This window comes from Streptomyces cyanogenus (assembly GCF_017526105.1).
Classification (GTDB): domain Bacteria; phylum Actinomycetota; class Actinomycetes; order Streptomycetales; family Streptomycetaceae; genus Streptomyces; species Streptomyces cyanogenus.
The window spans coordinates 7322725-7341238 of sequence record NZ_CP071839.1; the positions used below are offsets into that span (position 1 = coordinate 7322725).

Annotated in this window: 18 protein-coding genes and 1 pseudogene; 10 read left to right on the forward strand and 9 right to left on the reverse strand. The window is 74.3% G+C overall.

Annotated elements, in window-relative coordinates; genetic code table 11:
• The first annotated feature begins 33 nt into the window (after positions 1 to 33).
• The 4 genes from S1361_RS32845 (at position 34) to S1361_RS39535 (ending at position 4233) form a co-directional block, all read left to right on the forward strand.
• Positions 34 to 432: a 6-pyruvoyl trahydropterin synthase family protein gene (locus S1361_RS32845; protein ID WP_208035496.1), complete on the forward strand. Its 399-nt coding sequence runs from the start codon at positions 34 to 36 to the stop codon at positions 430 to 432.
• Positions 429 to 1607: a glycosyltransferase family 4 protein gene (locus S1361_RS32850; protein WP_208035497.1), complete on the forward strand. Its 1179-nt coding sequence runs from the start codon at positions 429 to 431 to the stop codon at positions 1605 to 1607. The genes S1361_RS32845 and S1361_RS32850 overlap by 4 nt, the downstream gene beginning before the upstream one ends.
• 185 nt (positions 1608 to 1792) lie before the next feature.
• Positions 1793 to 2698, forward strand: coding sequence for a class I SAM-dependent methyltransferase (locus tag S1361_RS32855; RefSeq protein ID WP_425088100.1), 906 nt, complete (start codon positions 1793 to 1795; stop codon positions 2696 to 2698).
• 254 nt (positions 2699 to 2952) lie between these two features.
• The gene (locus S1361_RS39535; protein ID WP_425087675.1) at positions 2953 to 4233 is read left to right on the forward strand and encodes a lysylphosphatidylglycerol synthase transmembrane domain-containing protein; all 1281 of its coding nucleotides are present in this window, start codon (positions 2953 to 2955) and stop codon (positions 4231 to 4233) included.
• Here S1361_RS39535 and S1361_RS32860 read toward each other — a convergent pair.
• Positions 4119 to 4874: pseudogene (locus S1361_RS32860) on the reverse strand (creatininase family protein); the annotation flags it as partial. The gene S1361_RS39535 and the pseudogene S1361_RS32860 sit on opposite strands and share 115 nt — an antisense overlap.
• A gap of 39 nt (positions 4875 to 4913) precedes the next feature.
• Between S1361_RS32860 and ribA the strand changes: the two are divergent.
• The 4 genes from ribA to S1361_RS32880 all read left to right on the forward strand — a co-directional run bounded on the left by ribA (position 4914) and on the right by S1361_RS32880 (position 9016).
• Positions 4914 to 5585 (forward strand): GTP cyclohydrolase II, encoded by a 672-nt coding sequence (gene ribA / locus S1361_RS32865; protein WP_208035499.1) that lies wholly within the window; start codon positions 4914 to 4916, stop codon positions 5583 to 5585.
• A gap of 79 nt (positions 5586 to 5664) precedes the next feature.
• Positions 5665 to 6810: an NAD(P)/FAD-dependent oxidoreductase gene (locus S1361_RS32870; protein WP_208035500.1), complete on the forward strand. Its 1146-nt coding sequence runs from the start codon at positions 5665 to 5667 to the stop codon at positions 6808 to 6810.
• Positions 6807 to 7865, forward strand: coding sequence for a saccharopine dehydrogenase (locus S1361_RS32875; protein WP_208035501.1), 1059 nt, complete (start codon positions 6807 to 6809; stop codon positions 7863 to 7865). Before S1361_RS32870 ends, S1361_RS32875 begins: the two co-directional genes overlap by 4 nt.
• Positions 7862 to 9016 (forward strand): saccharopine dehydrogenase family protein, encoded by a 1155-nt coding sequence (locus tag S1361_RS32880; RefSeq protein WP_208035502.1) that lies wholly within the window; start codon positions 7862 to 7864, stop codon positions 9014 to 9016. Before S1361_RS32875 ends, S1361_RS32880 begins: the two co-directional genes overlap by 4 nt.
• A 12-nt stretch (positions 9017 to 9028) precedes the next feature.
• On the opposite strand, the gene S1361_RS32885 is transcribed toward S1361_RS32880, so the two are convergent.
• From S1361_RS32885 to S1361_RS32895, 3 genes are read right to left on the reverse strand one after another with little or no spacing between them, the layout of a single operon-like run.
• Positions 9029 to 10252 carry a serine hydrolase domain-containing protein gene (locus S1361_RS32885; protein WP_208035503.1) on the reverse strand — a complete coding sequence of 408 codons (1224 nt, stop codon included), beginning with the start codon at positions 10250 to 10252 and terminating at the stop codon, positions 9029 to 9031.
• 59 nt (positions 10253 to 10311) lie between these two features.
• Complete coding sequence (locus tag S1361_RS32890) at positions 10312 to 11661, reverse strand: MFS transporter (protein ID WP_208035504.1); 1350 nt, start codon at positions 11659 to 11661, stop codon at positions 10312 to 10314.
• Entirely contained in the window at positions 11658 to 12239 is a 582-nt protein-coding gene (locus tag S1361_RS32895) for a TetR/AcrR family transcriptional regulator (RefSeq protein ID WP_208035505.1), read from the reverse strand. The genes S1361_RS32890 and S1361_RS32895 overlap by 4 nt, the downstream gene beginning before the upstream one ends.
• A 90-nt stretch (positions 12240 to 12329) precedes the next feature.
• Between S1361_RS32895 and S1361_RS32900 the strand changes: the two genes are divergently transcribed.
• The gene (locus S1361_RS32900) at positions 12330 to 12767 is read left to right on the forward strand and encodes a PPOX class F420-dependent oxidoreductase (protein ID WP_208035506.1); all 438 of its coding nucleotides are present in this window, start codon (positions 12330 to 12332) and stop codon (positions 12765 to 12767) included.
• Between the two features lie 19 nt (positions 12768 to 12786).
• Here S1361_RS32900 and S1361_RS32905 read toward each other — a convergent pair whose 3' ends face one another.
• Positions 12787 to 13665, reverse strand: coding sequence for an NAD(P)-dependent oxidoreductase (locus tag S1361_RS32905; protein ID WP_208035507.1), 879 nt, complete (start codon positions 13663 to 13665; stop codon positions 12787 to 12789).
• Positions 13666 to 13765: 100 nt separating this feature from the next.
• Between S1361_RS32905 and S1361_RS32910 the strand changes: the two genes are divergently transcribed.
• The gene (locus S1361_RS32910) at positions 13766 to 14356 is read left to right on the forward strand and encodes a TetR/AcrR family transcriptional regulator (protein WP_208035508.1); all 591 of its coding nucleotides are present in this window, start codon (positions 13766 to 13768) and stop codon (positions 14354 to 14356) included.
• A 61-nt stretch (positions 14357 to 14417) separates the two neighbouring features.
• Here the strand turns inward: S1361_RS32910 and S1361_RS32915 are convergent, their stop codons facing one another.
• The 4 genes from S1361_RS32915 to pgi all read right to left on the reverse strand — a co-directional run bounded on the left by S1361_RS32915 (position 14418) and on the right by pgi (position 18514).
• Positions 14418 to 15083, reverse strand: a complete 666-nt coding sequence (locus tag S1361_RS32915; RefSeq protein ID WP_208035509.1) for a TetR/AcrR family transcriptional regulator — start codon at positions 15081 to 15083, stop codon at positions 14418 to 14420.
• Positions 15084 to 15386: 303 nt separating this feature from the next.
• Positions 15387 to 15974 (reverse strand): histidine phosphatase family protein, encoded by a 588-nt coding sequence (locus S1361_RS32920; RefSeq protein ID WP_208035510.1) that lies wholly within the window; start codon positions 15972 to 15974, stop codon positions 15387 to 15389.
• Positions 15975 to 15980: 6 nt separating this feature from the next.
• A complete protein-coding gene (gene gnd / locus S1361_RS32925) occupies positions 15981 to 16859 on the reverse strand; it encodes a phosphogluconate dehydrogenase (NAD(+)-dependent, decarboxylating) (RefSeq protein ID WP_208035511.1) in 879 nt (292 codons plus the stop codon).
• Between the two features lie 2 nt (positions 16860 to 16861).
• A complete protein-coding gene (pgi, locus tag S1361_RS32930; protein WP_208035512.1) occupies positions 16862 to 18514 on the reverse strand; it encodes a glucose-6-phosphate isomerase in 1653 nt (550 codons plus the stop codon).

The following is an 18514-nucleotide window of genomic DNA, read 5'->3' on the forward strand; positions in this document are numbered from 1 at the left end:
GGACCAGACGCGCCGCACCTGGAGGGTCGTCCGTTGTTCAGCATCACCGTCCGCGATCACATCATGATCGCCCACAGCTTCCGCGGCGAGGTCTTCGGGCCCGCGCAGCGACTGCACGGCGCCACGTTCCTGGTGGACGCGACGTTCCGCCGCCAGCAGCTGGACGAGGACAACATCGTGGTCGACATCGGCCTGGCCACTCGGGAACTGGCCGCCGTCACCGCCGAACTGAACTACCGCAACCTCGATGACGAACCCGAGTTCAAGGGTGTCAACACGTCCACCGAGTTCCTCGCCAAGGTCATCGCCGACCGGCTCGCCGAGCGGATCGGAAAGGGCGCCCTCGGCGAGGGCGCCAAGGGCCTCGCCGGGATCACCGTCACCCTGCACGAGTCGCACATCGCCTGGGCGAGTTACGAGCGTGGCCTGTGACCGACCTGACCGTGGAGCGGGCCCGCCTCACCTACGTGCCCGCGCAGCCCGCCGCCGAGAACGCCGGAATCATCCCCATGTCCCTGCGCACCGTGCACTTCGTGATGCCGGGCGGCGTCGACGACCCGGCCGCGCCCAGCGGTGGCAACGCCTACGACCGCCGCGTCTGCCTGGACCTGCCCGGCTTCGGCTGGCAGGCCGTCCGGCACGCCGTGCCCGGCAGCTGGCCGCGCCCGGACGGCACCGCCCGCGAGCGGCTCGCCCGCACACTGCGGGACCTGCCGGACGACACGGTCGTCCTCCTCGACGGCCTCGTCGCCTGCGGCGTCCCGGAGATCGTCGTCCCCGAGGCCGGGCGGCTGCGGCTCGCCGTCCTCGTCCACCTGCCGCTCGGTGACGAGACCGGCCTGGACCCGGCCGTCGCCGCCGACCTGGACAGCCGCGAACGGGCGGTGCTGCGGGCGGCGGGCGCGGTGATCGCCACCAGCGACTGGGCGGTCCGCCGGCTCGTCGCCCACCACGGCCTCGCCCCCGACCGGGTGCACATGGCCGCGCCCGGCGCCGACATCGCGCCGCTCGCGCCCGGCACCGACGGCGTCTCCCGGCTGCTGTGCGTGGCCGCCGTGACCCCGCGCAAGGGCCAGCACCGGCTGATCGAGGCGCTCGCCACGGTCCGCGACCTGCCGTGGACCTGCGAGTGCGTCGGCGGCCTCGGACACGACCCCGCGTACGTCGCCCATCTGCGGGAGCTGATCGCCCGGCACGGCCTCGGCGACCGCCTGCACCTGACCGGCCCGCGCTCCGGCGCCGACCTCGACGCCTCCTACGCCGCGGCCGACCTGATGGTCCTCACCTCCTACGCCGAGACCTACGGCATGGCGGTCACCGAGGCCCTCGCCCGGGGCATCCCGGTCCTCGCCACCGACGTCGGCGGCCTGCCCGAGGCGGTCGGCCGCGCACCGGACGGCGGGGTGCCCGGCATCCTCGTCCCGCCGGAGGACCCCGCCGCGCTCGCCGCCGAACTGCGCGGCTGGTTCGGCGAACCCGACGTACGCCGCCGCCTCAAGGCAGCGGCCCGCGCGCGGCGCGCCGCGCTCGACGGCTGGGCGACCACCGCCCGCAGCCTGGCGGGAGTCCTCGGACGGCTCCCGGAACCCCCTGGGAGGGCGGCATGAGCACCGTGCGAAAAGACGAAACGGCGCCGGTCCGGTCCGGTTCGCAGGGGTTGATCCCGGCTCAGCCCGGGCCAGGAGAGGGGGAATCCGTGCGGGAGACCGCGAGGACCCGGAGCGAAGAGGCCCCGGCGCAGGACGGCGGGGAGCCCGGTACGGGAGCCGCCGACGGTACCGCCGGCTCCGTCATCGCCGGTGCCGGGCCGGTGGGCCGCCCCGGCGAGCGGGCCACCGTACGGCTGCGGGACGAGGGCCCGCAGGAGCCGCCGCGGTACGCGCCCGAGTGGCTCCAGCTGCGGGAGGGCGCCGACGCGGCGGCCCGCGCGCCGGAACTGCTCGACCCGCTGCGGATCCGGCTGGCCAACCTGCCGAACCGGACGGGCGGACTGGTCGTGCACGACCTGGGCTGCGGCACCGGCTCCATGGGCCGCTGGCTCGCACCCCGGCTGGACGGCGCCCAGCACTGGATCCTGCACGACCGCGACCCCTACCTGCTGCACTTCGCCGCGGTCGCCTCCCCGCGCTCCGCCGCCGACGGCAGCCGCGTCACGGTCGAGACCCGGCGCGGTGACGTCGCCCGGCTCACCCCGGACGCGCTGGCCGGGGCCTCGCTGGTGACCGCGTCCGCGCTGCTCGACGTCCTCACCCGGGAGGAGGCCGAGACCCTGGCGGACGCCTGCACGGGCGCCGGCTGCCCGGCCCTGCTGACCCTCTCCGTCGCCGGGCGCGTCGACCTCACCCCGGCGGACCCCCTCGACGCCGAGATCGCCGAGGCGTTCAACGCCCACCAGCGGCGCGACGGGCTGCTCGGCCCGGACGCGGTCACCGTGACCTGCGAGGCGTTCGCCGAGCGCGGGGCGACGGTCCGGCTGCACCCGAGCCCCTGGCGGCTCGGCCCCGAGCAGACCGCGCTCACCGAGCAGTGGCTGCGCGGCTGGGTGGGCGCCGCCGTCGAAGAGCGCCCGGAACTGCGCGACCGCGCCGAGCGCTACCTGAGCGACCGGCTCGCCGCCTGCGCGGCCGGCACCCTGCACGTCACCCTCCACCACAGCGACCTCCTGGCCCTGCCCCGCCCGACGGGCGGCACACCATGACCGGCCGGACCACGACAGCGGGAACGAGGGTGCCGCCGACCACGAAGGCGGTACGCGCACACGTGGCACCGGAGGCCGACCTGCGTACACGCGCGCGTACGAGGACGCCGGCGGAACCGGGCACGCACGGCACGGCGGCCGACATCGGCACGCGCGCGCGTGCGACGACGGTGGATGCGGCCGCGTGCGTGGTGGCGGGGGCTGACGCCGGTTCACAGGCGCGTACGGCGACGGCGGATACGGTACGGGCGCGCGTGGCGCCGGCGACGGCGTCCCCCACGAGCGTGACCCCGGCCGGCGCCACGGCCCCCGCGCCCGCCGCGTCGGCCGAAGAGGCCGCTTCGGGTGGGGCGGCCGTGGCCCCGGAGGCCCCCGCCCCCCGGCGCCGCGGCTCCCAGGCGCTGCGTACGCGGGTGGGTACCCTCGCCGGGGTCGGCATCCTCGGCTTCCTGCTGTGGCGGCTCGGTACCGGCGCGCTGGTCGACGGGCTGCGGCGGATCGACACGGCGACGGTGGTGGCCGCGCTGGCGATCGGCGGGGTCACCACCGCGTTCAGTGCCTGGCGGTGGCAGCTGGTGGCGCGCGGGCTGCGGCTGCGGCTGCCACTGGTCCCCGCCGTCGCCGACTACTACCGGGCGCTGTTCCTGAACGCGGCTCTGCCCGGCGGGATCCTGGGCGACGTGCACCGGGCGGTCCGGCACGGACAGAGCGAGGGTGACGTCCGGCGCGGGGTGAAGGCGGTCGTCCTCGAACGCGTCGCGGGTCAGATCGCGCTGGCCGTCGCCGGTGCGGTGGTGCTGCTGACCCTGCCGTCCCCGGTACGCGCCGAGGTCCGCGGCTTCGCCCCGCTCGCGGCCCTGGCCGCCGTCGGCGCGCTCGCCGTCGTACTCGCCGTCCGGATGAACCGCCCGTCGGCCCGCCCGGGCGGCGGCGCGCTGCGCCGGACGCTCGGCGAGGCCCGCCAGGGCCTGGTGTCACGGCACAGCGGACCGGGTGTCGCGCTGTCCTCCGCGATCGTCCTGGCCGGACACCTGCTCATGTTCGTCGTGGCGGCCCGGGTCGCCGGCTCGGCCGCCCCGGTCGCGGCGCTGCTGCCGCTCGCGGTGCTCGCCCTGCTGGCCATGGGCCTGCCGCTGAACGTAGGCGGCTTCGGCCCCCGCGAGGGCGTCACCGCCTGGGCGTTCGGCGCGGCGGGGCTCGGCGCGGACACCGGGGTCGCGGTCGCCGTCGTCTACGGCGTGCTGAGCCTCCTGGCGAGCCTGCCCGGCGCCGCCGTCCTGGCCTGGCGCTGGTACGAGACCGTCCGCCGCGGAACGCCGGCCCCCGCCCCCGACGCCGCGCTCGGCGACGGCCTGACGACCGGGACCGCCCCCACGGGTCCCGGCCGCGGGTCCACCCGGCGCTACTCCCGTCCCGCGGGCGAGGTGAGCAGCGCGAGGTACGGCTCGAAGGACTCCGCGAGGCTCGCCAGCAGTTCCTTTCCCTTTTCCGCCGAACCGAGGGAAGGACGGCCGATGACGCCCGATTCGGTATAGGCGGACATTCCCAGGGTGAGCAGATGACGGCGGTCGTCGGCGGTGAAATCGGCGGACTCGTGACCAGGGCGGACGAATTCGGGGTGAGCGTGCAGCAGAATCGAGGTCTCGATTTCTCCCGCGTGCATGTCGGTGAGCAGAGAGGTGACCACTCCGGCCCGCTCCCGGGCCGTCTCCCAGTCCTCGGCGGCCGGGAACAGCGCCATCCGCTCGCCGCGCGCGGAGGCCTCCTGGACGACGTTGCCCAGCACGTAGTTGCCGCCGTGCCCGTTGACCACGACCAGCGCGTCCACGCCCGAGCGGCGCAGCGACGCCGCTATGTCAGCGACCACCGCGTGCAGGGTCACGGCCGAGATGCTGACGGTCCCCGGCCAGGCCGCGTGCTCGTGCGAGCAGGAGACCGTCACCGGCGGAAGGAGGTGCACCGGGTACGCGGCGGCGATCTCCCGCGCCACGGCGCAGGCGACCAGCGTGTCGGTCGCCAGCGGCAGGAACGGACCGTGCTGTTCGAAGCTCCCCACGGGAAGGACGGCCACCTGTGCTGAAACGCCCGCCCCCCGGCTCCGTACGTCCTCCGTGGTGTCCGTCGGCATCACGCCGCTCACCGCCCCGTACGCCGCCCGCGCGCCCGAACCACTCATCATTTCACGGCCTTTCGTCTCTGTTTTAGGAATAAGATCATGACAGAAAACACCAGCGTCAACATCGGCGTACTCGGCACGAAGTCCCCCCGGCGTTCGGGTGCCGAACGGGTGGTGAATGCACCGCTGCCCACCGTGTACGGGAAATTCCAGGCGGTCGGCTACCTGGACCACGACCGCGGTGACGAGCAAGTGGCCCTGGTGTACGGCGAGATCGGCCCCGACAACGTGCTGGTCCGGCTGCACTCGGAGTGCCTGACCGGGGACGCGTTCGGCTCCCGGCACTGCGAGTGCGGGGACCAGCTGGAGGCCGCGATGCGCGCCGTGGTCACCGAGGGCAGCGGCATCGTCGTCTACCTGAGGGGGCACGAGGGCCGCGGGATCGGCCTGCTGGCCAAGCTGCGCGCGATGGCCCTCCAGGCGGAGGGCCTGGACACGGTGGAGGCGAACCTCGCGCTGGGCCTGCCGGTCGACGCCCGCGACTACCGCGTGGCCGCGGAGATCCTGCGCGACCTCGGGGTGCGCTCGGTACGGCTGATGTCCAACAACCCGCGCAAGCGGGAGGCGCTGGTCCGGCACGGCATCCAGGTCGCCGAGCAGGTGCCGCTGCTGATCGAGCCGTGCGAGAGCAACATCACCTACCTGCGGACCAAGCGGGAGCGGATGGACCACCACCTGCCGCACCTGGACGCCGTCGCCCACGGCTCCTGACGCCCGTCCGCCGATTCGGCGGGCCGTCGTCCGGAAAGGATCAGGCGACGGGTGTGCAGCGCGGTGAGGGAGGCGGCGGGTGAACCTTCGGGCCGAGGCGGTCATCATCGGCGGCGGGGTGATCGGCACGAGCATCGCCTGGCACCTGGCGCGCGCCGGAGTGCGGGACGTGGTCCTCGTCGAACGGGACGAACTCGCCGCCGGCTCCACCTCCAGAGCCGCCGGCGGCGTACGGGCGCAGTTCTCCGACGAGCTGAACATCCGGCTCGGCGCGCGCAGCCTGGAGGCGTTCGGCCGCTTCGAGGAAGAGGTCGGGCAGGACATCGGGCTGCACCGGGTCGGCTATCTGTTCCTGCTCTCCACGCCCGGTCAGGTGGCCTCGTTCGAGGCGGGCGTGCGGCTCCAGAACTCCCTCGGGGTGCCCAGCCGCCTGCTCGCCCCCGAGGAGGCCCGCCGGCTCTCCCCGCTGATCCGCACCGACGGCCTGCTGGCCGCCGCGTACTCCCCGGACGACGGCCACTGCACCCCCGAGGCCGTCGTCCACGGCTATGCGCGTGCCGCCCGCGCCCACGGCGCCCGCATCCTGCGCCACACCGAGGCCACCGGCATCGAACTGCGCGGCGACACCATCACCGCGGTCAGCACGACCCTCGGCCGGATCGAGACGGGCACGGTGGTCTGCGCGGCCGGCGCCTGGTCCCGCGCGGTCGGCGCCATGGTGGGCCTGGACCTGCCGGTACGGCCGCTGCGCCGGCAGATCGCCGTCACCGGACCGGTACCCGGCCTGCCGGCCGCGCTGCCCATGACCATCGACTTCACCACCAGTCTCTACTTCCACCGCGAGGGCCCCGGCCTGCTGCTCGGCATGTCCGACCCGGACGAGAGGCCGGGCTTCGCCACCGACAGCCACGACCGCTGGATCCCGCGGCTCACCGAGGCGATGCAGCAGCGCGCACCCGCCCTGCTGGAGCTGCCCCGCACCGGCGGCTGGGCCGGCCTGTACGAGAACACGCCCGATCACAACGCGCTGATCGGCGAGGCGACTTCCGTGTCCCGTTTCCTGTACGCCACCGGCTTCTCCGGGCACGGCTTCCTCCAGGGACCGGCCGTCGGCGAGGTGATCCGCGACCTGTACCTCGGACGCGTACCCTTCCTGGACATCAGCCCCCTGAGCGCCGGCCGGTTCACGGCCGGCGCCCCGCGCCCGGAGGCCAACCTGGTATGACCCAGCTTCATCTGTGGCTGCGCCACGAGCCCCGTACCACCGAACGGCGCACGCCGGTCGTACCCGGCGACGCCCGCCGGCTGGTCGACGGCGGGGTGACGCTGACCGTCGAGGAGTCCCCGCAGCGGATCTTCCCCGTCGAGGAGTACGAGGCGGCCGGCTGCCGCCGCGCCCCGGCGGGCTCCTGGGTGACGGCACCCCGGGACGCGGTGATCCTCGGCCTGAAGGAACTCCCCGACGAACCGGCCGAGTTGCCGCACCGGCACATCTTCTTCGGGCACGCCTACAAGCAGCAGCCGGGCGCCGCCGAGCTGCTGCGCCGGTTCGCGGCCGGCGGCGGGGCGCTGCTGGACCTGGAGTACCTGGTGGACGAGGAGGGCCGCCGGCTGGCCGCCTTCGGTTTCTGGGCGGGCTATCTGGGCGCCGCGCTCGCCGTGCTCCGGCACCGGGGCCGGCTGACGGCGCCGCTCGCCCCCACGGCCAAGGACGACCTGGACGCCGTGCTGCGCCCGCGGGCCGGGGACCCGGAGTTCAGGGCGCTGGTGATCGGCGCCCTCGGACGCAGCGGGCGGGGCGCCTGGGCCGCCTTCCGCACGGCGGGCGTCGAGGCGACCCGCTGGGACCTGGCGGAGACCCGGGACCTGGACCGGCCGGCCCTGCTCGGGCACGACGTCCTGGTCAACGCGGTCCTCGCCACCGGCCCGGTCCCGCCGTTCCTGCGCGAGGAGGACCTGGACTCCCCGGCCCGCCGGCTGCGCACCGTGTGCGACGTCACCTGTGACGTCGGCTCCCCGTTCAACGTGCTGCCGGTCTACGACCGCACCACCGACTGGACGGAGCCGGTGCGCAGGCTGCGCGAGGAGCCGCCGCTGGACCTGATCGCCATCGACAACCTGCCGTCCCTGCTGCCCCGGGAGTCCAGCACCGACTTCTCGGCGGCCCTGCTGCCGCAGCTGCTCGCCTTCGGCCCTGGCGGCGCCTGGGGCCGTTGTCTCGACCGGTTCCACCAGGCCTGCCGTGAACTCGGTATCCGGGAAGAGGAGGGGACGTCATGACCGGCCGTGTCCCGGCGAGCGGCACCGTCCACTGGGTCGGCGCCGGACTGTCCACCGGCAGCGGACTGGCCGCGCTGTGCGCCTCGGCCGGCCGGGTCCTGCTGTGGCACCGCACCGCCGACCGCGCGGCCGAGGCCCTGGCCGGCCTGGGCCTGACCGGCCGCGCCGAGCCCCGCGCCCTCACCCCCGGCGCCCTCGCCGCCGCGCTGGAGCCCGGGGACGCCGTGGTGTCGATGCTGCCGGCACCGGAGCACGCCGGGCTGCTCGCCGCCTGTGTGCGCGCCGGGGCGCACTTCGCGTGCTCCAGCTATGTGTCGCCGGAGGTGGCCGAGCAGGTGCCGGCCGCGCGGGCGGCGGGCGTGGTCGTCCTCACCGAGGCGGGCCTGGACCCGGGTGTCGACCACCTCTTCGCGCACAGCCTGATCGGCCGGGCCCGGGCGCGGATCGGCGAGCAGACCCCGGCCGGCTACCGGCTCACCTCCTACTGCGGCGGCGTCCCGGCCGTGCCGAACGACTTCCGCTACCGCTTCAGCTGGGCGCCGCTCGGCGTCCTGAACGCCCTTCGCTCGCCCGCGCGTTACCTGGAGGACGGCGCCGAGACCACGGCCGGGCGCCCCTGGGAGGCGACCCGGCCGCTCGTCCTGGGCGGCGAGACCTTCGAGGCGTACCCCAACCGCGACAGCCTCCCGTTCCTCGCCCGGTACGACCTGCCCGCCGCCTGGACGGCGCGCACCTTCGTGCGGGGCACCCTGCGGCTGGACGGCTGGCGGAAGGCGTGGGAGCCGGTCTTCGAGGAGCTGACGGCGGCCGACGACGAGCGGATCGCCGCGCTGGCCCGGGAGCTGGCGGCGGCCCACCCGACCACCAAGGCCGACCGCGACCGGGTGGTGCTCTCCGTCTCCCTGGAGGTCGACACGGGCGCGGGCCGCCCCTGGACCGGCGCCTACCTGCTCGACACGACCGGTGACACCGACGAGTCCGCGATGGCCCGCTGCGTCTCCCGCCCGCTCGCCCTCGGCGTCCGGCACATCCTGGACGGCAGCCTGCCGGCCGGCCTGCACCGGGCGGCGGAGACCGCCCAGCGCGCGGACCGCTGGCTCGCCGAACTCGCCGAGGAAGGAATGGAGTTCATGCTGACGCTGGGCCAGTAGCCGGCCGGCGGGTCAGTCCGTCACCGCCTCGTGCACCAGCCGCCGCAGCTCGGGGAAGACCTTCAGCTTCTTCGGGCGGACCTGGGTCATGAACTGCACGGTCAGGTCGTGGGCCGGGTCGACCCAGAACGCGGTGGTGGCCACGCCGGTCCAGCCGTAGGTGCCGGCGTGGGACGGGGCGAGGGTGCGCGCCGGGTCGGTGACGACGGAGACGTTGAAGCCGAAGCCGAGGCCGTCGTTGCCCGGTTCGCGGTGGACCGGCGCGCCGAAGGAGCCGATGGTGGCCCCGCCCGGCAGCTGGTTGCTGGTCATCAGGGCGAGCGTCCGCGGAGCCAGCAGCCGTACGCCGTCCAGCTCGCCGCCCCGGCGCAGCAGCTCCATGAACCGGTGGAAGTCGTGGGCGGAGGAGACCAGGCCGCCGCTGCCGGACAGGAACCGCGGCCGGCCGTGCACCGGCAGCCCCGGCACCGGCTCGATCCCGCCCTCGTCGGTCTCGCCGTACAGCTCGGCCAGGCGGGGCGCCTGTTCGGGGGAGATGTGGAAGCCGGTGTCGGTCATGCCGAGCGGCCGCAGGATCCGCTCGGCGAAGAACGTGTCCAGGGGCTGCCCGGAGACCACCTCGACGACCCGGCCCAGCACGTTGGAGGCGACCGAGTAGTTCCACTGGGTGCCCGGATCGGCCTGCAGCGGCATCCGCGCGTACAACTCGACGGTCTCCGCGAGGTCCTTGCCCGGCGGCACCGAGTACTCAAGGCCCGCCTCGCGGTACAGCGCGTCCACGGGATGGCGGTGGTAGAAGCCGAAGGTGAGGCCCGCGGTGTGGGTCAGCAGGTGCCGGATCAGGATGGGGCCGGCGGCCGGGCGGGTGCGGACGTCGGCGCCCGAACCCTCCACGTACACCCGGGGACCGGCGAAGGCGGGCAGATGCCGCTCCAGCGGGTCGTCCAGGGACAGCCGGCCCTCCTCGGCCAGCAGCAGCACCGCGACCGCGGTGACCGGCTTGGTCATCGAGTAGATCCGCCACAGCGTGTCCGGCTCGACCGGCAGCCCGGCCGCCACGTCCCGCAGGCCGTACGTGGTCAGGTGCGCGACCCGGCCGCCGCGGGCCACGGACACCAGGTAACCGGGCAGCCGGCCGGCGTCGACGTGCTCGGCGAAGTGCCGGTCCAGACGGTCCAGCGCGCCGGCGTCCAGGCCCGCCCGTGCCGGCTCCACGTCCTGTCGCAGCTGTGCCATCGCTCTCCTCCGGTCGCCTCGTCCGCGGTGCGCTCCGGCCGCCCTGCCGGACCCGCACCTCATCGTCGCGCAGGACCACCTGCCGGGACCGGTTCATCCGGGGTGTGTGTGATCGACGTGACGCCGGCTCGTCCCGGTAGCGCGCGGGCCGCGGGCACCATGAGGGCGGGCAGGGCCGCCAGGGCGAGCAGGGCCGGACCGGGGCCGGCGGGGAGGAGTGCGGTGGCACCGGCCACGCCCACGGCGGGGCCGATGTTCAGCGCGGTCTGCTGCAGTCCGCCCGCCACGCCGGCCGCCGTCACCTCCGCCCTCCGTACGATCACCTGCGTGGCCGCCACCATCACCGTGCCGAAGCCGGCGCCCAGCAGCGCGAACCCGCAGCCGAGGGCGGCCGTGGCGGTGGCCCCGGACAGCACGAGCACGCCGAGCGCGAGCACCGCGGTGGCGCCCGCCGTCGTCACCCGGGCCCCGCACCGGCGCAGCAGCGCGGGGCACAGCGCCGCCGAAAGCACCATGAGCACCGCGAGCGGCAGGCTGCGCAGGGCGCTGTCGAACGGATCGAGGCCGAGGCGGCGCTGCAGTACGTACGTGGCGACGAACAGGGTGCCGAACAGGGACGCGGAGACGGCGACCAGGACGCCGAGTGCCGCCCCGACCGCCGGCGAGCCGATCACCCGCGGCGGCAGCAGCGGGCCGGCCGTGCGCCGCTCGTGCCGGACGAGGACGGCCGCCGTCACCGCGGCCAGGGCGAGGGCCGCCCCGGAGACCGGCCGGGCCGTGACGGCGTACACCAGGCAGCCCAGCGTCACCGCGAGCAGGACGGCCCCGGGCGGGTCCAGCGGGGTCCGGTCGGGTACCGGTGGCCGGCCGGACCACAGCAGGGCCGGCAGGCCGAAGGCGAGCGCGTGCAGCACGTTGACGAAGAACACCGCCCGCCAGCCCATACCGGTCACCAGCGCCCCGCCCACCAGCGGCCCCGCTGCCGCCGCGAGCCCGATCGCGGCGGTCCGCACGGCCAGCGGCGAGGCCAGCCGGTCCGGCGGGTACGCGGCCCGCAGCATGCCCAGCGTGGCCGGCTGCAAGAGCGCGCCGAACACGCCCTGCACCACCCGCAGTCCGATCACCCAGCCCACCCCGGGCGCGAGGCCGATCCCGGCGGAGGCGGCGCCGAAGCCCAGCATGCCGATCCCGAACAGCCGCCGCTGCCCGTACCGGTCGCCGAGCCGCCCGGCGAACACCAGCAGGCTCGCCACCGCCACGAGATAGCCGGTGCTGGTCCACTGCACCTCGGCGAACGACGCCCGCAACTCCCTTTGCAGGCTGGGCTGTGCGACCGTGAGGACCGTACCGTCCAGCGCGACGACCACCGCGCCCGCCACGCTGCTCGCCAGCGTCCAGGGCCGGTTCACCGCCCGTCCCCGGGACCCAGGTGCGCGGCCAGGACGGTGTCGAGCAGCGCCTCGAAGTCCTCGTCGCCGAGCGCGAGCTGGAGACTGCGCCAACGCCTCAGCTGGGCGATCCCGTGCAGGTTCGCCCAGAGCGCGGCCGCCACCCGCCGGGCGTCGGCGTCCGGGTCCGTGGCGCCGATCTGATCCACCAGCAGCGAGAACAGCGGAAGAGTCGTCTCCCGCAGACCCAGGTGCCCGCTCTCCAGCAGGTCGTGACGGAACATCAGCTCGTACATGCCGGACCGCTCCCGCGCGAACTCCAGGTACGTCCGCGCCAGCGCGGCCGTCCGGGCGCGGGGCCCGCCGGTCTCCCGCTCCAGCGCCGCGTGCGCCCGGTCGGTCAGCTCGGCGACGCCCCGCCGGGCGATCGCGGACAGCAGTTCCCGGTGGGTGGGGAAGTAACGGCGCGGCGCCCCGTGCGAGACGCCCGCGCGCCGGGCGATCTCCCGCAGGGTCAGCGCCTGCGCTCCCTCGGCGGCCAGCAGCTCCACGCCCACGTCGACCAGACGGGCCCGCAGGCCCGCGTCGGAGTCAGTCATAGACACTGTCTACCAGGTGTCGGTAGACACTGTCTACCGACAGTCGGGCAGGAGGGAATGCGCGAGGTGCCGCGGCGAGTTGACCCGGGTATGACCCAGGACTCCTCGCAGGACGCGCTGCTCGGCCTGCTCTCCGAAGGCCACGTCGGCGTGCTCGTCACCCTCCGGCGCGACGGCCGCCCCCAGCTGTCCAACGTCAGCCACGCCTACGACCCCGACGAGCGGATCATCCGGATCTCGGTCACCGACGACCGTGCCAAGACCCGCAACCTCCGCCGGGACCCGCGCGCCTCGTACCACGTCACCAGCGGAGACCGCTGGGCGTACACCGTCGCCGAGGGCACCGCCGAGCTGAGCCCGGTCGCCGCCGACCCGCACGACGACACGGTGGAGGAGCTGATCCGGCTCTACCGGGACGTCCTCGGCGAACACCCGGACTGGGACGACTACCGGGCCGCGATGGTCCGCGACCGCCGCCTGGTGGTGCGGCTGCACGTCGAGCGGGCGTACGGCATCCCGAAGAGCTGAGCCGCGGCCGGGGCGCCGCTCACGGCGCCCCGGCGGTCCGCGCCTCGATCGCCCGCAGCACGGCGACCATGTCCTCGCCGCCGTGGCCCCGCGCCACCGTCTCCTCGAACAGGGCGTGGCAGACGTCGAGGAGCGGCGAGGCGAGGCCGGCCTCGCGGGCCGCCTCGGCGATCAGCCGGTTGTTCTTCAGCACGTCCAGCGCGGCCGCCTGTACCGCGAAGTCCCGCTCGCGCAGCTTGGGCGCCTTCATCCGGGACACCGCGCTGGCCATCGGGCCCGCGTCCAGGACGTCCAGGAACAGCCGGCGGTCCAGGCCCTGCCGTTCGGCGAAGTGGAAGGCCTCGGTGAGCCCGGTCACCTGGGTGATCAGGAAGAGGTTCACCGCCAGCTTCATCAGCAGCGCGCCCGGCACCGGCCCGCAGCCGAACGCCTCCCGGCACACCGGCGCCAGCAGCGGCCGTACGTCCTCCACGGCGGACGCCTCCCCGGCGAGCATGGCCACCAGCTGTCCCTGTTCCGCCGGTACCCGGGAACCGGAGACCGGCGCCTCGACGTACCGGCCGCCGGCCGCGCGGACGTCCGTCTCCAGGGCGCGGGAGTACTCCGGGGACGTCGTGCCCATGTGCACGACGGTCCGGTCGGCGACCCGTGCGGCCAGGCCGGGCGTGGCCCGGCCGAGGACCGCGTCCAGCGCCGTCCCGTCGGCGAGCATCAGCAGCACCACGTCCGCCCGCGCGAACACCTCGGCGGGGTCCGCGGCGACCTCGGCGCCGGCCGCGCGCAGCGGCTCCGCGCGCTCCGGGGTCCGGTTCCAGACCACCAGCGGGGTGCCGGCGGACGCCAGGCGCAGGGCCATGGGGCGGCCCATCACTCCGAGACCGATGAACCCGACCTGCATGGGACGCCCTCCGCTGCCACGGGCCGACTATGACAGCGGTCATAGTAGCCGTCGTTATGACGGCGGTCATAGGGTGGCGGTGAGGAACGGAGGGTGCACGATGACCGAGGCGCGGCGCGGACCGCGGGAGCGGATGGTGTTCAGCGCGGCCCAGCTCATCCGGCGGGGCGGGGTCACCGCGACCGGCATGCGCGAGGTCGCCGCGCACGCGGACGCACCGCGCGGCTCCCTCCAGCACTACTTCCCGGGCGGCAAGGAACAGCTGGTCAACGAGGCGGTCGAGTGGGCCGGCCGGTACGCCGGCCGGCGCGTCGCCCGCTTCCTCGCGGGACTCGAGCGTCCCGCCCCGAGCGGACTGTTCGCGGCGATGGCCGCGCAGTGGACCGAGGAGTACGCGGCGGACGGGTTCGCGGCGGGGTGCCCGGTCGCCGCCGCCACGGTCGACTGCGCCGCCTCGGGCGACTCGACCCGGGAGGCGGCGGCCACCGCGTTCGCCACCTGGCGCAGGCCGGTCGCCGAGGCCCTGACGGACCTGGGCGTCCCCGCGGAGCGCGCCGGCTCCCTGGCCACCCTCATGATCAGCACCCTGGAGGGCGCCATCCTGATGGCCCGCGCCGAACGGGACGTACGGCCCCTCACCACCGCCGTCCGCGAACTCGGCCCCCTGCTCGACGCCGCCGTACGCCGCTGACCCACCCCGCCGAACGGCTCCGCAGCTGGTCAAACCCCTGGACCGGCGGCCAGGTGTCCGCTCAGCCGGCCGTCCGCTCGGCCGTCAGGTAGGCGATCACCATGTCCCCGAGCATGGTCCGGTAGTGCTCGCGCTGCGCCGGGTCCGCCAGGTCCCGGCCGAACAGGGTGCCGAACGTGTGCCGGTTGGCCACCCGGAAGAAGCAGAAGGAACTGATCACCGCGTGCAGGTCGACCGCGTCCACATCGGCCGTGAACAGCCCGGACTCCTTTCCGGCGGCGAGGATGCGGCGGATCACGTCGAGCGCCGGGGAGCCGATCCGGCCCAGCTTCGCGGAGGCCGCGATGTGCTCGGCGCCGTGGATGTTCTCGATGCTGACCAGCCGGATGAAGTCCGGGTGCCGCTCGTGGTGGTCGAAGGTCAGCTCCACCAGCCGGCGGATCGCGGCCACCGGGTCCAGGTCCTCGACGTCGAGCTGCTGCTCGGCGTCCCGGATGGCCCCGTAGGCCCGCTCCAGCACGGCCGTGAACAGCTGCTCCTTGCCGCCGAAGTAGTAGTAGATCATCCGCTTGGTGGTGCGGGTGCGGGCCGCGATCTCGTCGACCCGGGCGCCGTCGTAGCCGGCGCGGGCGAACTCCTGGGTGGCCACGTCGAGGATCTCGGCCTTGGTGCGGGCCGCGTCGCGCACCCGCCCGCCCGGTCGTACCGGTTCCCCGACGCTGGTCATCGCTGTCCTCCGGGCCGTGAGGCGCCGGTGACGGCGCCCTTGTTCGCGTGCCGGTGATTGTAGAAGCAGGGCGCCGGCGCGGGACGGGGTCTCACGGACGGCTCGTGCGACCGGCGGGGCGGCGCACCGGTCCGCACGTCAGCGCTGCCCGGGAGGTGCGCGGGGCCGGGGACCGGTGTCCCGTCGGGCCGGCCCGGTGCCGGGAGCGGCCTCGCCCGGACCGGCTCCGGGGCCCCGGAAGCCGTGTGCCCCCGGCCCGCCGGCAGGCGGCGGACCGGGGGCACACGGGGGTGCGGTGTCCGGCTACGGACGGACGTTCCACTCGGCGATCACCGGGCGGCCGTGTTCCGTCGACAGCCGGCTGACCGTGCCGGTGGCCAGCTGGAACAGCCGGCCCTCGGCGGGCGGCAGGCCCAGGCGGCGGGCGGTGAGAACGCGCAGGAAGTGCGCGTGCGCCACCAGGACCACGTCCCCCTCGGCCAGGGCCGGGGACACACGCTCCAGGACCCGGTCGGCGCGGGCGCCGACCCGGGCCGGCGACTCGCCGGGGTGCCCCTCGGGGCCGGGCGGCACGCCGTCGGTCCACAGGTCCCAGCCGGGCCGGCTGCGGTGGATCTCGGCGGTGGTGAGGCCCTCGTAGCCGCCGTAGTCCCACTCGTGCAGGTCGGGGTCGGGGACGACCCCGGTGATGCCGGCCAGTTCGGCGGTGCGCAGCGCTCGGCCGAGCGGGCTGGCCAGCGCCAGGGCGTAGGCCCGGCCGGTGAGGAGCGGGGCGAGGGACTTGGCCTGTTCCTCGCCGTGGTCCGTGAGAGCCAGGTCGGTCCGGCTGGTGTGCTGTCCCGACCGGCTCCACTCGGTCTCACCGTGCCGGACCAGCAGGAGGTCCCCCACGGCAGGTCAGTCCTTCTTCTCGACCGCGTGGCCGCCGAACTGGTTGCGCAGCGCGGCGACCATCTTCATCTGCGGGGAGTCGTCCTGGCGGGAGGCGAACCGGGCGAACAGGGACGCCGTGATCGCCGGGAGCGGTACGGCGTTGTCGATGGCGGCCTCCACGGTCCAGCGGCCCTCGCCGGAGTCCTCCGCGTAGCCGCGCAGCTTGTCCAGGTGCTCGTCCTCGTCCAGGGCGTTGACGGCGAGGTCCAGCAGCCAGGAGCGGATGACCGTGCCCTCCTGCCAGGAACGGAACACCTCGCGGACGTTCTCCACCGAGTGGACCTTCTCCAGCAGCTCCCAGCCCTCGGCGTACGCCTGCATCATGGCGTACTCGATGCCGTTGTGGACCATCTTGGAGAAGTGCCCGGCACCGACCCGCCCGGCGTGGACGTAGCCGTACGGGCCCTCCGGCTTGAGCGCGTCGAAGATCGGCTGCAGCGGTTCCACGTGCTGCTTGTCGCCGCCGACCATCAGCGCGTAGCCGTTCTCCAGGCCCCACACACCGCCGGAGACACCGGCGTCGACGAAGCCGATGCCCTTGATGCCCAGGGCGGCGGCGTGCTTCTCGTCGTCCGTCCAGCGGGAGTTTCCGCCGTCGATGACCGTGTCACCGGGGGAGAGCAGGTCGCCGAGTTCGTCGACGACGGTCTGGGTGGCGGTGCCGGCCGGGACCATCACCCACACATGGCGGGGCGCGTCGAGCTTCTCGACCAGTTCGGCCAGGCTCTTGACGTCCGAGACCTCCGGGTTGCGGTCGTAGCCGATGACGGTGTGGCCGGCGCGGCGGATCCGCTCGCGCATGTTGCCGCCCATCTTGCCGAGACCGATGAGACCGAGCTGCATGATCAGTTCTCCGTTGCGTTCTTGAGAGTGCGGTAGGCGGCGACGAGGGCCGTGGTGGACGGGTCGAGACCGGGCACGTCGGCGCCTTCGGTGAGGGCCGGCTCGACGCGCCTGGCGAGGACCTTGCCCAGCTCCACGCCCCACTGGTCGAAGGAGTCGATGTTCCACACCGCGCCCTGCACGAACACCTTGTGCTCGTAGAGGGCGATCAGCTGGCCCAGCACGGACGGAGTCAGCTCGGTGGCGAGGATCGTGGTGGTGGGGTGGTCGCCGCGGAACGTGCGGTGCGCCACCTGCTCCTCGGCCACGCCCTCCGCGCGGACCTCCTCGGCGGTCTTGCCGAAGGCGAGCGCCTGGGTCTGGGCGAAGAAGTTGGCCATCAACAGGTCGTGCTGGGCCTTGAGTTCCTCGCTCAGCTCGCCGATCGGACGGGCGAAACCGATGAAGTCCGCCGGGATGAGCCTCGTGCCCTGGTGGATCAACTGGTAGTACGCGTGCTGCCCGTTGGTGCCCGGGGTGCCCCAGACGACCGGGCCGGTCTGCCACTCCACCGGGTTGCCGTCGCGCTGCACCGACTTGCCGTTGGACTCCATGTCCAGCTGCTGGAGGTAGGCGGTGAACTTCGACAGGTAGTGCGAGTAGGGCAGCACCGCGTGGGTCTGCGCGTCGTGGAAGTTGTCGTACCAGATGCCCAGCAGGCCCAGCAGCAGCGGCGCGTTGGCCTCGGCGGGCGCGGTGCGGAAGTGGTCGTCGACGATCCGGAAACCGTCGAGCATCTCGCGGAAGCGGTCCGGGCCGATGGCGATCATCAGGGACAGGCCGATCGCGGAGTCGTACGAGTACCGGCCGCCGACCCAGTCCCAGAACTCGAACATGTTGTCCGGGTCGATACCGAACTCGGTGACCTTCTCGCCGTTCGTGGACAGCGCCACGAAGTGCTTGGCGACGGCCTTCTCGTCGCCCTCGAAGGCCTTCAGCAGCCACGAGCGGGCCGAGGTGGCGTTGGTGATCGTCTCGATCGTGGTGAACGTCTTGGACGCCACGATGAACAGCGTCTCCGCCGGATCCAGGTCGCGGATCGCCTCGTGCAGGTCGGAGCCGTCCACGTTCGACACGAACCGGAACGTCAACTCCCGTGCGGTGTACGGGCGCAGCGCCTCGTAGGCCATCGCGGGGCCGAGGTCGGAGCCGCCGATGCCGATGTTGACGACGTTGCGGATCCGCCTGCCGGTCTGGCCGGTCCACTCGCCGGAGCGGATCCGCTCGGCGAAGCCGGCCATCTTGTCCAGCACGGCGTGCACCTTCGGCACCACGTTCTCGCCGTCGACCTCGATCACCGCGTCCCGTGGGGCGCGCAGCGCGGTGTGCAGCACCGCCCGCCGCTCGGTGAGGTTGATCCTCTCGCCGCGGAACATGGCGTCGCGCAGCGCGAACACGCCGGTGGCGGCGGCGAGTTCCTGGAGCAGGGCCAGGGTCTCGTCGGTGATCAGCTGTTTGCTGTAGTCGATGTGCAGGTCGCCGACCCGCACGACGTACCGCTCGGCGCGGCCGGGGTCCGCCGCGAACAGCTCGCGCAGCCGCGGCTGGCTCTGGGCGCGGTGGTCGGCCAGCGCCGTCCACTCGGGCCGGTGGGTGAGCATCGGGAACTCTGCCAT